This window comes from Pseudoalteromonas sp. JC28 (genome assembly GCF_013319255.1).
Classification (GTDB): Bacteria; Pseudomonadota; Gammaproteobacteria; order Enterobacterales; family Alteromonadaceae; genus Pseudoalteromonas.
On sequence record NZ_QOKX01000003.1, the window covers coordinates 387822 to 400807 of the forward strand.

At 41.3% G+C, this 12986-nt stretch carries 18 protein-coding genes; 6 read left to right on the forward strand and 12 right to left on the reverse strand.

Annotation, left to right across the window (positions count from 1 at the left end):
• Window positions 1-19 precede the first annotated feature (19 nt).
• Window positions 20-535: a hypothetical protein gene (locus DS891_RS09400; RefSeq protein ID WP_174169640.1), complete on the forward strand. Its 516-nt coding sequence runs from the start codon at window positions 20-22 to the stop codon at window positions 533-535.
• Window positions 536-637: 102 nt separating this feature from the next.
• Here DS891_RS09400 and DS891_RS09405 read toward each other — a convergent pair whose 3' ends face one another.
• From DS891_RS09405 to DS891_RS09450, 10 genes are all read right to left on the reverse strand, one after another.
• On the reverse strand, window positions 638-844 hold the full coding sequence (locus DS891_RS09405; protein ID WP_010375685.1) for an EF-hand domain-containing protein: 207 nt from the start codon (window positions 842-844) through the stop codon (window positions 638-640).
• A 9-nt stretch (window positions 845-853) separates the two neighbouring features.
• On the reverse strand, window positions 854-1075 hold the full coding sequence (locus DS891_RS09410; protein WP_010375684.1) for a crotonobetainyl-CoA--carnitine CoA-transferase: 222 nt from the start codon (window positions 1073-1075) through the stop codon (window positions 854-856).
• A gap of 49 nt (window positions 1076-1124) precedes the next feature.
• Window positions 1125-1346 (reverse strand): EF-hand domain-containing protein, encoded by a 222-nt coding sequence (locus DS891_RS09415; RefSeq protein ID WP_010375683.1) that lies wholly within the window; start codon window positions 1344-1346, stop codon window positions 1125-1127.
• Between the two features lie 50 nt (window positions 1347-1396).
• Window positions 1397-1618, reverse strand: coding sequence for a calmodulin (locus tag DS891_RS09420; RefSeq protein WP_010603890.1), 222 nt, complete (start codon window positions 1616-1618; stop codon window positions 1397-1399).
• A gap of 68 nt (window positions 1619-1686) precedes the next feature.
• On the reverse strand, window positions 1687-1908 hold the full coding sequence (locus tag DS891_RS09425; RefSeq protein WP_010603891.1) for an EF-hand domain-containing protein: 222 nt from the start codon (window positions 1906-1908) through the stop codon (window positions 1687-1689).
• A gap of 73 nt (window positions 1909-1981) precedes the next feature.
• Window positions 1982-2203, reverse strand: coding sequence for an EF-hand domain-containing protein (locus tag DS891_RS09430; protein WP_010603892.1), 222 nt, complete (start codon window positions 2201-2203; stop codon window positions 1982-1984).
• 59 nt (window positions 2204-2262) lie between these two features.
• Window positions 2263-2484 carry a calmodulin gene (locus tag DS891_RS09435; RefSeq protein ID WP_010375679.1) on the reverse strand — a complete coding sequence of 74 codons (222 nt, stop codon included), beginning with the start codon at window positions 2482-2484 and terminating at the stop codon, window positions 2263-2265.
• A gap of 573 nt (window positions 2485-3057) precedes the next feature.
• Complete coding sequence (locus DS891_RS09440) at window positions 3058-3429, reverse strand: SH3 domain-containing protein (protein WP_010603893.1); 372 nt, start codon at window positions 3427-3429, stop codon at window positions 3058-3060.
• The gene (locus DS891_RS09445; RefSeq protein WP_010603894.1) at window positions 3419-3880 is read right to left on the reverse strand and encodes a GNAT family N-acetyltransferase; all 462 of its coding nucleotides are present in this window, start codon (window positions 3878-3880) and stop codon (window positions 3419-3421) included. Before DS891_RS09445 ends, DS891_RS09440 begins: the two co-directional genes overlap by 11 nt.
• Window positions 3881-4011: 131 nt before the next feature.
• Window positions 4012-4938 carry a hypothetical protein gene (locus DS891_RS09450; RefSeq protein WP_102058280.1) on the reverse strand — a complete coding sequence of 309 codons (927 nt, stop codon included), beginning with the start codon at window positions 4936-4938 and terminating at the stop codon, window positions 4012-4014.
• Window positions 4939-5109: 171 nt separating this feature from the next.
• Between DS891_RS09450 and DS891_RS09455 the strand changes: the two genes are divergently transcribed.
• Entirely contained in the window at window positions 5110-5928 is an 819-nt protein-coding gene (locus tag DS891_RS09455; protein ID WP_217448612.1) for a hypothetical protein, read from the forward strand.
• 70 nt (window positions 5929-5998) lie between these two features.
• Here the strand turns inward: DS891_RS09455 and DS891_RS09460 are convergent, their stop codons facing one another.
• Window positions 5999-6724: a YebC/PmpR family DNA-binding transcriptional regulator gene (locus DS891_RS09460; protein ID WP_010375669.1), complete on the reverse strand. Its 726-nt coding sequence runs from the start codon at window positions 6722-6724 to the stop codon at window positions 5999-6001.
• 197 nt (window positions 6725-6921) lie between these two features.
• Between DS891_RS09460 and DS891_RS09465 the strand changes: the two genes are divergently transcribed.
• From DS891_RS09465 to DS891_RS09480, 4 genes are all read left to right on the forward strand, one after another.
• Window positions 6922-9666 (forward strand): methyl-accepting chemotaxis protein, encoded by a 2745-nt coding sequence (locus DS891_RS09465; RefSeq protein WP_174169642.1) that lies wholly within the window; start codon window positions 6922-6924, stop codon window positions 9664-9666.
• Between the two features lie 164 nt (window positions 9667-9830).
• Window positions 9831-10271, forward strand: a complete 441-nt coding sequence (locus DS891_RS09470) for a GNAT family N-acetyltransferase (protein WP_217448622.1) — start codon at window positions 9831-9833, stop codon at window positions 10269-10271.
• 880 nt (window positions 10272-11151) lie between these two features.
• Complete coding sequence (locus tag DS891_RS09475) at window positions 11152-11568, forward strand: hypothetical protein (RefSeq protein ID WP_010603900.1); 417 nt, start codon at window positions 11152-11154, stop codon at window positions 11566-11568.
• 12 nt (window positions 11569-11580) lie between these two features.
• Window positions 11581-11988, forward strand: a complete 408-nt coding sequence (locus DS891_RS09480; RefSeq protein WP_174169644.1) for a hypothetical protein — start codon at window positions 11581-11583, stop codon at window positions 11986-11988.
• Window positions 11989-12047: 59 nt separating this feature from the next.
• Here DS891_RS09480 and DS891_RS09485 read toward each other — a convergent pair whose 3' ends face one another.
• Window positions 12048-12794 carry a phytanoyl-CoA dioxygenase family protein gene (locus tag DS891_RS09485; protein WP_174169645.1) on the reverse strand — a complete coding sequence of 249 codons (747 nt, stop codon included), beginning with the start codon at window positions 12792-12794 and terminating at the stop codon, window positions 12048-12050.
• Between the last annotated feature and the right edge of the window lie 192 nt (window positions 12795-12986).

Sequence of the window (12986 nt, forward strand, 5' to 3'; positions counted from 1 at the left end):
GCCAATTAAAGGAATTACCATGCACGAGCATACTAAACGCATTTGTGATTTTCTCACCGAAATCCAGCTACCTTTTCGATTTCATGAAGTCGAGGAAAATACGTTTTTACCGGGTCTAAAAACGGTAATGGGCACGCTCTATATTGATAATGAGAAATTGCGATATCCAGGTGATATATTGCACGAAGCTGGCCATATCGCCGTATGCGAGCCAATATTCCGCGGCCAACTTCATGAAGATGTGTATAAAAATGGCTTAAAAAATGGCCGAGAGAAACAAGCCATGCAAGGCGAAGAAATGGCCGCCATTGCTTGGTCGGTTGCCGCCATCCAATATATTGGATTGCCTCTAGAGGTCGTATTACATAAGGATGGCTATAAAGGCGCTAGCGCTAGCTTCGTAATTGCTTTTAGGGAAGGAAACGGATTCGGCTACCCATTACTCAGTGCGTGGGATATGACTTGCCCAAAGCAAGGCTTTCCTAAAATGCAGAAATGGATCCGCGAGCTTCGTTGGATCAATGAATTAAGTTAATCTATTCCCTATCTACACCTTAAGCTGTCTAGTAGTCGAAATAAAAAAGCCCGACCACAAAGTCGAGCTTGGGGAGGCGTGGCGCTTTGGATTGCCACTTGCTTACTGATTAAATTCTTTCTCAGACAGTTTGCCATCTCCGTCGCTGTCGAGCTTATCAAAGATTGAAGCAAGAGATTCTGACAGTGACGCTTCACTTTTAGAAATAAAACCATCTTTGTCTAAGTCAAAATCGTTAAATTCTGCTGCCATTGCTGAGCCGGCAAAAAGTACTGTGGCGGCTGTAATTGCTGTTGCTAACTTTTTCATTGTGACCTCCTAGCCTTTAAAGTTAGAGAATTCAGAAGCACTTAGCTGACCATTTTTGTCTGCATCTAGCTTCTCGAACTGACCAAGTAGTGTTGATGATACTGATGCTTCTTGCTGGCTGATCTGCCCGTCTTTATCCTTGTCTACATCTTGAAATGACAAGGTTGCTGCCAGTGCCATCGTGCTCACCAATACACCTATGGTCGTTGCACATACCGTTCTAAGTTTCATAGCCATTCTCCTCACTATGCCCGTCTCTCATTGCGGCTCTAGTCGCAAATTAACCTTTAAAGTTAGAGAACTCAGTTTCGTTTAGTTCTCCGTCAGCGTTTACATCTAAGTCTTTAAACTGTTCGATAAGCGCTGTATTTACTTTTGCTTCGCTCATGCTAATAGCACCGTTGCCATCTGTGTCATAGCTTGCGAAATCTTCACCAGCAATAGTATTTGCTGAAGCCAATGTTAGACCTGTGATTGATAGTGCGATAAGTACATTTTTCATCGTTCTGCTCCTAAAATTTCCTAAATATGATTTGCTTTTGGACGGCTTGATTAGCCTTGGTAATTTGCGAATTCAGACTCGCTTAACTCACCGTCGGCATTACTGTCTAGTTGCGTAAATTGCTCTGCAAGGGACTGATTTACTTTTGCCTCAGTCATGCTGATAGTGCCGTTACCGTCAGTATCATATGTAGTGAAATCTTCACCAGCTAATGCAGAAGCTGAAGCGAATGTTAAACCTGCAATTGAAAGTGCTGCTAATACGTTTTTCATGATAGTCCAATCCTTCTGTCGTTTTCGTAATGGTGTTAAAGGCAGTGGGCGCTACGCCCACCTAGCGATTAACCTTCGTAGTTCGCGTACTCAGATTTGCTTAGCTCGCCATCGGCATTAGTGTCTAAGTCTGCAAACTGCTCAGTTAACGAAGTGCTTACGCTTGCTTCAGTTACACTGATTGAACCGTTGCCATCAGTATCTAGTTTTTCAAAATCGCCACCAGCGAGTGCTGATGCTGAAACCATTGATAGACCTGCGATAGATAGTGCTGCTAGTACGTTTTTCATAATCTAATCCTTCAATTGTATTATTTTTTGAGTCAGGCACGTGGCCTAACCCATTGTTAAACTCAGTGCTAAATTAGCCTTCGTAATTTGCGTATTCAGACTTACTTAGCTCACCATCTGCGTTAGTGTCTAGATCTGCAAACTGCTCAGTTAATGAAGCGCTCACACTTGCTTCTGCTACACTGATTGAACCGTTGCCATCAGTATCCAATTTTTCAAAATCGCCACCAGCTAGTGCTGATGCTGAAACCATTGATAAACCTGCGATAGATAGTGCTGCTAATACGTTTTTCATAATCTTTTCCTTAAATTGGGGTATATTTTAAACTCTGCTATTATGTCGTCGGCTTGTGACTAGCCTTCAAAGTTATCAAACTCAGACTGGCTTAATTGGCCGTCTTGGTCGGCGTCAAGGTCTTTAAACTGCGCCATCAAATTTGGATTTGCTTTTGATTCGCCTAGTGAGATGTAACCATCTCCATCAACATCGTATTTATCAAACTCAGAGTTTGCGTGAGCACCTACTGATGCGAAAGAAAGTACAGCTGCTGATAGTGCGATTGCTAAAGTTTTCATAATCAGTTCCTCTCATATTTCTAAACTTGTCGTTTCTGCTTCTCTACGTTGGTTTGTGTTGAAGCGAATGTTTTTTGCTTTCGAGATAACTATTCCAACTTTGATGCCAAAGTTTAAAAGAATATAAAAATCAACAAGTTAAAAACAAAGATGAATTTTCATTAAGGATGGATTCAGTGAGATTGTTGCCATTTAGCAACAGGAGATGTCGAGATAAAATTAAAACTTATTTATTTTCAATAAGTTAAACTGTCGCATAAAAGCAACACCTTAAAAAATTAGGATGTAAGTGCAGCCCAAAGCGGTTAAGTTTCATGCGTCAATCATTCACATTCGGTATTGAGCAGAACCGCCAGAAAAAATTTTTATAAAAATATCGAAAATTTTTCCTTATCTTTCCTAAAAAATCAGAAAACAAATAAAAATAATTAAAAATCAACACATTAAAATAGGTTTTCATCCCAAAGCAATTGCTATAAAAGTGACGGAGTGAGCAGGAAACTGACGAAAAACAGAAGTATTTTAAAAAAGTAGCAGAGAAAAAAGAGAGGTGTTGCTAAAAAGCAACATCCGCTAGATTGGTGTTAGATTACGAAGTGGCACCCAACCTTGCAGTTCAGACTGTTTGCTTGAGCACCACACCCAACCATTGAGTTGGTTATGCCCCAACAGGTGTTCACCTTGAACTACCGATAGTTCCTGAGCGGTATAGTCCATTAATGCAACACCTTGTTTGGGGTTGACTAAGCGAAACACTTGAGCAGGTACCCAACCAGACACTTGCTCCTCAGTTTCACAGAAAAACCAATTGTCCCACCCCTCTTCGCCTTCATATTCTTCACCAACGATCAATCTCGCACCTTGTTTAAACGTGATGGGGGTCGGAAACTCATTGATATGTTCCTTGATTACTTCGTATTCGATATCTAACTGCTTATTTTCCAAGTTTTAACTCCATATAGACAGACAGCGGATCCGATTTGTGATCACCGAATTCTTTTCTTTCGATAAAACCAAACTGCGCATATAACCTGAGGGCTTCTGGTTGCTTAACTCCGGTTTCTAACCGTATCATTGGATATTGACGATTATCTGCAAAAGCGATTAACTCGGACAAGATTGCTTTTGATAAACCAAGACCGCGATGATTTGGCTTTACATACAGTCTTTTCAACTCACCATAGAGACAATCATGATGCTTTTCGACGATTGCGCCGCAAGCAATGATCTCGTCATGCTGGATAATGCCAATAAAATGCGCAGTAGGTGAGCATAACTCTTGCAATGCCGATAGCTGGTTGCTTTCAGCAGGGTATAGCGAATTCATCAGCGCATCGATTTCTGCTATTAATGTATCAAGCGATGGAAAACTCGCATCAAGTGCAACGATTTGCATTTATCATTCCTTGATTTTCGGTATTAATTAACTAGAGTCGAGGATTAAGCTGAACACCCAAGTGCAACTATTACTAAAAGTACTAAAGTTTGGTAAAGCTCAGCTTCTCACTCAGTTAGCCTTAATGTACGTCAGCCATTAGACTGGCGCTTTAGCTCTTCTAGCATACGCTCATCGCCCATCAAGTTTTTGAGGATGGCTTTAACCTTAGGATCCGATGCATTTTCGTAGAGAGACAGCAAATCTTGTGCGATCCTTTGCTGCTGCTTTGGATCGGCGCCGGACTGGAAGTACTGTGACATCAATCCTTCTGCTGCGAGACTTTTCACGTAATCATTAGGCTCTTGCTCTAGCATTTTCACGAATGACTGTGATAAACGCTCATCAACGATAGGTGTACGCGACACGAGCTCAAGCGCTTGTAGCCTCAACTTTTCATCACTCATGTTATGCGTCATATTGAGGATAGATTCTACTGCTTGATAATCATATTGCTCTAATTCATTGCGATTTAGCATAAACATGTTCATTTGCAGCTGACTCATTGCCGCTAAACGTTCTGCCGCCGGTAAACTGTTATTTAGAATTTTCTGTTTTAAGTCGTTGCTGATTTGACTTGCGTACTCAGGATCAGTTTTTATCCGCATTTCGTAGTCTTCGGGTAAGTCTTCATAAAAGCCATAAATGGGGTTTTCTGCTTTCATCTCGTCGATTTTCTGCTGTTCACGCTTTTCTATCAAAGAGAAGATTAAAGACTCAAACTCATCCGGCGCCTGCTCAGAGAGTAAATCTGATTTTTCCATCGACAACGCCTGTAACCTCGTTTCAAGTTTATTGATCCGAGCCATTAACTGAGCAATTTGTTCAGACTCGTCAGTTGAAATCTGAGTGCCCTGCGTATACTGAGTTGCATTATAGTGAGGCTGTTGAGTAGGACTCTGATACACGTGCGTTGCCACAGGAGAGGTTGCTAATTTGGTTTGAATGACATTAAACCCAGAAAAAGCCAATGCAAGAACTGAGCATGAAAGCGCTATATTGAGTTTAAGATTAGACATGAACGAGTTACCCTTATAAAAAGTAGCAATGTAATAGATCTGCAAGACAAATACTGTAAATGATTGTACTGTAAATTGATACAGCAAGAGGCAATTACGCAGATAATTATTACACTTTGCATAAGGTGAAAAACGAGCCTCTAAACAGCTTGTCATAATTGCCAACAAGGAATGACTGTGAATAATATACTGCAAACCGTCCACTATAAACCTATCACATTGCTTTTACTTGGCATTGCAACGGTTACGTCATTGCTTGGCAGCAGCCCACTTTGGCAAAGTCACCAAGCCTTATTTCAATGGATTTTACCATCAGCCGTACTACTTCTTGTGCTGCGATTAGGGTGGCATGTTCGTAAAACAAGCTTGGCTACTAGCCCCAGCAGTTTGCACAAAGACATAAAACTCTGTTGGATAGCCCTGCTCTTATGTACTTGCGGAGATATCGTCAACTTCAATTTCTTTGAGCTTTATCATCGTCAAGATCAAACCATAAGGCATGACTACTTGATCGACTCCATTTGGTTTTTTGCCCTTGGCTATGGGCTTTTACTTGGACTGCTTATTCGGTTTTTAAGGCGGGAATTTGCATTAACATTAGCAACCGCGACCGTATTGGTTGTGGTGTCTATTACGTTATCGTCGCTTAGCTATCAAATGATGTACCTACCCACGATAAGCCAATACTCCCTGCTGTTGAGCGCAAGTTATAGCTTATTAGTGACCTTGCTCGGTGTATTTGGTTTTTGTCTTATTATTCAAAACGTTAAATTCAACGAAAAAGCCAACTACGCAGTTGCAAGCGGCTTTATCCTAGCAATGCTAGCGGATGCTGTTATCGGTCAATTTTGGCTGTTCGCAAACCAAGGGGATGGCTACTTTCCTATTGCAAGGCACGTTAATTGGGTCATCTATATTGGTTCGCAAACGCTACTATTATTGTTTCCTGTTGCCATGATAAAAACTAATGTCGCGAGGTGTAAAGCATAGGCAATAAAAAGGCCGAACGATGTCGGCCTTAACTATTTGCGCAATATGCCGCGCTATATCGATAAGCGGCTTATCTTTTGACAATCGCATTGTGGTAAACGTTTTGTACGTCATCCACATCTTCAAGCATATTGATTAGCTTTTCGAATGTCTCGATTGCTTCTGGATCTTCAATTTCTACGTGAGTTTGCGGCACCCAAGTGATTTCGTCTACCTCAAACGTGATCCCCTCAAACGCTTCTGTCAGTGCAGTTTTCGCCTTGAAGTATTCAGTGTGAGGTGCGAAAACAGAAACTTGGCCGTCTTCAACTTCTACGTCAGTAACATCAACATCAGCCATCATTAGCGCTTCCAAAACTGACTCGTCGTCATCACCTGCAAATCCTAAGATTGCAAAGTGGTCAAACATATGCGCCACACAACCTGGGTTACCTAAGTTTGAACCAGTTTTGGTAAACGGTAAGCGAACATCTTTGATAGTACGGTTCATGTTGTCTGTTAAACAGTCAACGATGATCATGCTGTTGCCTGGACCGTAACCCTCGTAACGCGCTGGCGTGTAATCTTCACCTGCACCGCCTGCCGCTTTTTCGATTGCTTTATCAATAACGTGTGCAGGAACTTGATCTTTCTTTGCCTTGTCGATTAAACGACGTAGTGACAAGTTCGTTTCAGGATCTGCGCCGCCATTTTTAGCAACAACGTAAATCTCTTTTCCGTATTTTGAGTTTACTTTTGTTTTTGCCGCCGCCGTTTTTGCCATGGCGTTTTTGCGGACTTCAAATGCTCTGCCCATCTTAATGCTCGTTTTTATAAAAATTGGCGAAGATTTTACCAAGACATTTGAGTTACGGCTATACCCTTATTATCCGTGATGGTAATTTGCTTTAAGTCGCACGATTATATGCTTGTTTTGCGGCTATTTTGTGGCGGACCTAAGCAACTTTACTATAGTTAATATTGTTAAAATTTACCGCTACGGGTGGCTTATATATGATTACGTTTGGCTTGGGAAAAGCAAAAAAGCAAGATGGACAAGATACAGCGCTATTTCAACACTTTAAGGCAACAACCCCTTACTTAGAAGTGGATTATCAAACAGATATTTTTCAGGTTAGTCCAGCCTTTAACCGTTTACTCGAATACCCAGTTACCCACGAGCTGAAGTCACTCGCTTTTATATGTCACACCTCAGAAGATGCCGCCGTACTTAAGCGTGGACTAGCTAAACTTGAGCACCAAGCACATGCAAAGGTTGAGCTCTCTTTCAATACAGCGAATGACAACAAACCAAAGAAGTTGTTACTGGAGCTATCACGTACTCAAGAAGGCAGAATTTTAGTTATTGCGACTGACATCGGTCATTACCTCACCAACATTGCCAACATGAGTGCAAATTTACAAGCTTTATCAGCGTCCTTTGCGATTATTGAGTTCGACATGCACGGTAAAGTGCTGAGCGCGAATGACAACTTTTTGTCCGTTATGGGATACAGCTTAGAAGAAATACAAGACAAGCATCACAGTCTGTTTGTTAAGGATGACTACGCAGCCAGTGAGGAATATCAAGCATTTTGGCAACGCTTAAATAATGGCGAATTTTTTGAAGGTGAATTCGCAAGGCAAACAAAATCAGGTAAAACGATATGGATCCAAGCCACTTATAATCCAATTTTTGATGAACACAATAGACCTATCAAAGTCGTAAAATATGCCTCAGATATCACCGCACAAAAATCAAAAGCCGCTGACTTTCAAGGGCAAGTTGATGCCATCAAACAAACTCAAGCCGTTATTGAGTTTGACCCTTACGGCAACGTAAAGACTGCAAACAGGCTATTTTTAAATGCGGTTGGTTACACATTAAGTGAAATACAAGGTCAACACCATCGACTCTTTGTGGCACAAGAAGAAGCTGAGAGCAGCGAATATCAAGACTTTTGGCACGCTTTACGACAAGGTAAACATCAATCAGGTGAGTTTAAACGCCTAACCAAATCAGGAAACATTCTGTGGATCCAAGCAACGTATACCCCCATCTATGACGAAAATGGCCAGTTGGACAAAATCGTCAAATATGCCTCCGATATTACTCAAGCAAAACTGGCGTCTTTCGACTTTGCCGGACAACTCAAAGCCATCAATCGCTCGCAAGCTGTTATCGAGTTTGATTTGCAAGGTAATATTTTAAAAGCAAATGAAAATTTCCTGTCTGTTATGGGCTACAAGAAAGAAGAAATCATTGGCAAGCATCACAGCATGTTCGTCGACAGCTTTTACGCGCAAAGCAGTGAATACAAAGCATTCTGGCAGCGTTTAAAACAGGGCCAATTTGAAGCCGGAGAGTTTCACCGTTTCGGCAAAGGTGGCAAAGCAATCTGGATTAGTGCCACCTACAACCCAATTTTAGACGAGCAAGGCAAGCCGATAAAAGTCGTTAAGTTCGCAACGGACATTACCGAGCAAAAGGCCACTGCTGCTGATTTTGATGGTCAGCTTCAAGCCATTCGTAAGTCACAAGCCGTCATTGAGTTTGCAATGGATGGTACTATTTTATGGGCCAATGAGTCATTCCTAGATACGATGGGGTACTCACTTGACGAAATCAAAGGTAAACATCACCGTATTTTTGCTACACACGAACAGGCCACTAGCTCTGAATACCAGCAATTTTGGCAAAAGCTCAACCGAGGTGAGTTCGACTCAGGACAATACTTAAGATTGGCAAAACAAGGTCGAGAGGTATGGATCCAAGCGTCTTATAACCCTATCCTCGATCAACAAGGCCGTCCCTTTAAAGTCGTTAAATATGCAACGGATATCACAGAACAAAAACAAGCGGTTGAACATATTAAAAATGCTATCTTGGCAATGGAACAAGGTGATTTAAGACATAGGATCACCCACCACTTAGGTGGCGAGTTCTCGGTGCTGCAACAAGCGATGAACGGCTTATTCGATAAATTAAGCGACTTAGTTAACACCATAAACAATGGTGCAGAGCAAGTGTTTGATGTGGCTAAACAAATCGCGAATAACAACGAAGAACTCAATAGCCGCATTGAAAATCAAGCGGCTAGCTTAGAAGAAACCGCCGCCACTATGGAAGAGCTTACCGCTACGGTTAAAAAGAATGCGAGTAGCGCAAGTAATGCCGCAGAGAAAGCGACTATTGTTAGAGAAAAAGCACACTCAGGTAAAGCATCGATTGATGATGCCATTTCCGCAGTAGGTAAAATCGAATCTTACAGCACGAAAATCTCTGACATTATCAGTGTCATTGACGAAATCGCTTTCCAAACCAACCTCTTAGCACTCAATGCTTCCGTTGAAGCAGCCCGGGCTGGTGAGGCTGGACGCGGATTTGCCGTGGTTGCCGGAGAGGTAAGAAACCTTGCTCAACGTAGTGCATCAGCGGCACGTGAAATCAAAGCATTGATCAAAAATAGCGTTGATGCTGTGGCGCAAGGCAGCAAACTTGTATACGAGTCTGGCACGACTTTCGATGAGCTAATGCAATCAATTGCCGAGGTGAGCAAAATGGTGGCTGACATAGATAACGCTGGGAAAGAGCAAGCTGAAGGGATAGCTGCGGTTTCCACCACCATCGCGCAAATGGATAATATTACTCAGCAGAACGTTACTCTGGTTGAAACAACATCTCGTTCAGGTAGAAATATGGAAAATCAAGCCAAACTACTTACCGATCAAGTTGCATTTTTTCAACTAGATGAATAGTTAAGGGCGCGCACTATCTATACAACCACATACAAGTAATTTATCTGAATATACCCGTTGTACCCTTAATGCATCGGGTATGTTATGCTCGTCCCGCTGGCCAATCTTCCTTTTGTTTATCGCTTTACCCATTTGGACTGTTTTATTAAACAAAAGGAAAAATGATGATAAGTCCAGTTACACCAAGCGATCACCAAGAACTATTGGCTGTTTGGGAAGACTCTGTGCGAGCCACTCATGATTTTATCACTGAGGCGGATATCGCTTATTTTAAACCTATTATTATTGAACAGGCGTTTCCAAACGTTACACTGCACTGTGTAAAAAATAGCGACGCGAATATTGTCGGTTTTATCGGTGTACATGACCGAAAAATCGAAATGTTATTTGTACTCGATAAGAGCAGAAGACAAGGTGTCGGAACTGAGCTGCTTCACTTTGCGCTTGAAACACAAAATGTGCAGTTTGTTGATGTCAATGAGCAAAACCCAGAAGCCGTCGGCTTTTATGAAGCAAAAGGTTTTGAAGTGTATGAGCGCTCACCAACTGACGATATGGGAAAGCCTTACCCAATCCTACGAATGCGACTTCTAACGTCAGCTTAATTCAAATATGGGCCTACGCAACGGGCCCATAATTTATCTTTGTCTAGCCAGAGCACTTAGAAAACACCTAGCATACTGATATTTAAATCAGAGAAATCGATACAATCACATTACATACAGTAAACGAGCAGTTGAAAGTAAACGCACTAAAGCTGTTTGCTTGGCAAGTATTAGTAACCCGAGCTAATCACTTTCATTAAGGCCATCTCTTGATCGTTAAAAAACTTTGACCATTTACAATCATTTACTATTTAAATAAGAAGCACAATAAAATTTATCTCCATCTTTAAACTGGCTATTTTTCAATCTAAAGTCCCGCTTTTCAGTACAAAAACCAACCCAATCAAATTTATGTAATTAAAGTTAAATTGACAATCGCACACAAAATAAAATAAATGTAACAAAACAAAAACAAGGAGAGAAAAAATGATAAAACAGTTATTACTTACTTCCGCTCTATTCGGATTAGCAATTTGTTCGACTAATGCACTAGCAGATCAAGTGCTGTGCGCTGTAAGCCCTACGAGTACCCCTCAGGAAATGAAACCCGATTTTTGTGGGAGCCAAAGAGTAACATCCTCGAGACCCTACGTAAGCTTTCAATTTGAACCATCCAAACCTGTAGAGCATGTGACGTGGCGTTTCAGCACACCATTATCTGGTAGATGGGACTGTGGTCCAAGCACTGAGTGTGTTTTTTATGATGATGGGCTCGACAGCTCACCTTTGAGAGATGCAACAGCGTGTGTCACCAGAGTACTTTACAAAGATGGCACATGGAAAAGTATGAACGAATGCGCAACTGCGATTTATAACTTAGGTTCTAGGTTCTAGAGCTCATCACAAACCAATAATAATTTGAATTATAAGGAATATAAAAATGAAAAAAACGATAATTTCAAGCACACTACTTTTACTCGCTACAACTACCTACTCACAGCAAGCTGAAGCAGCACACGTTGAGTGCCTGATCGGTGGAACTAGTACACAACAGTTTTTTGAACCCGACTTCTGTTCAGCGATGGCTAACACAGACCGTCCCTCCGTTGCATTTAGATTCATTGCAGACAAAGATGTTGCAGATGTGGTTTGGTCATATAGTGCATCCGCTACAGGGAGCTGGAACTGTGGTAGCAGTACATACTGTAGCTTCCGCGATAATGGCAGACAAAATAACGATTTGTTCTACAATGCTTCGGCCTGTGTAACAAAAGTACTTTATAAAGATGGGACGTGGGAAAATACAAACCATTGCGCTAATGGGCATTACTCAAAGCAGTCAAGCAATCCATTCTAAGGGGTTATGCGTATGAAATTTTCAATATCAGCCTTGTTATTTCTCACGACTTCTGTCTTTTCAGGCCACGCCTCAAGCTCAGAAAGTGTACAATGTGTAATTAGCCCTACGAGTACCCCACAAGAGTGGCAAGATATGTGTGTAACTCATGATGTTATGTCACCAAAGCCTACTGTAAGCTTCCGTTTTCAATCGACAAAACCGATTGAGCAGGTTAGATGGAACTACAGTGCGTCCGCTACAGGCGTTTGGGATTGTGGTACAACACAATACTGTCAGTTTAAAGATAACGGTAGAGACTCGAGTAGTTTCAGAGATGCTAGAGCTTGCGTAACCCGAGTTTTATACAAAGATGGAACTTGGAAAGACACTAACGAATGCGCACAAGCTTTGTATGGAACTGGAAATCGTTCTAGATAGTGTCAATGGATAAAAATGAAGCTTTGCATTCATATAAAGCTTCATTTTTATTTACCAAACTAAGAAAATAAATTGGGGTAATCTACTTCAGCAAGCTGCATACTATTTGGCAGGCAATCATTTCTCATAAAAGTCATTAGTTCTGGGCGCTTCTCACATAGCAACACATCCAATGCTAAACGATTTTTTCCATACACACCTCGATGTATCATATTGGCTGAAAATACAAGAAGATCTCCGGCCTTTAGCGCTATAACCTCACTGTTAGGTAGATTGTTATGGTTTCGATACCCTGCCTGTTCTAACCTGACATTTAGCTCTTGAGGTAAGTCCCAACGTTTATGAGTACCCGGGATCAGCTCTATTCCTGGTTCATCTTCCAATGCTAACCGAAAATGAACAACTTCAGGCCCCAACAACAATGCTTGTTTTTGCTCCTCAATGGTTAAATGATATTGAGGATCTCGATGCCAATAATTTAGTTGGCTTGCATTCACGGGATTAAAGAATAGTTGAGTATTCATAAACCCAAACTCACGCGTGAATATCGTTGACGCGAGCTTAAAGAGTGAAGCAGAGGCAATAAATTTAAAAAGGACAAGCCTTTGCTGTTCGTCTAGATACTTTGGTGCGGTAAGATAAGCAGAATTGACTGCCTTATTTTGATAAAAGTCACTATTATCATTCTGCCAGGCTCGATGGAATGCTAAAACAACCTGCTTTATCTTATTAAGCTCAGTGGAGGATATAAACTTGGGTTTTAGAACGTAACCACACTCATCAAAATTATGAACCGACTTTCCCATCACTTATCGACCTCTGACATTGCAGAAAACTCTCCGATAACTAAACCAATTTCATGTTGCCTCATATCGTACTCTTCCATTTATGGAGTGTGCTTAACCTGAGGTTTGGATTACCAACATCATATATCATGGGGTTTATCTGGTGATATAAACAAGGTAATATTGCTGCAAGAGTCATGAAACAATTGGCTT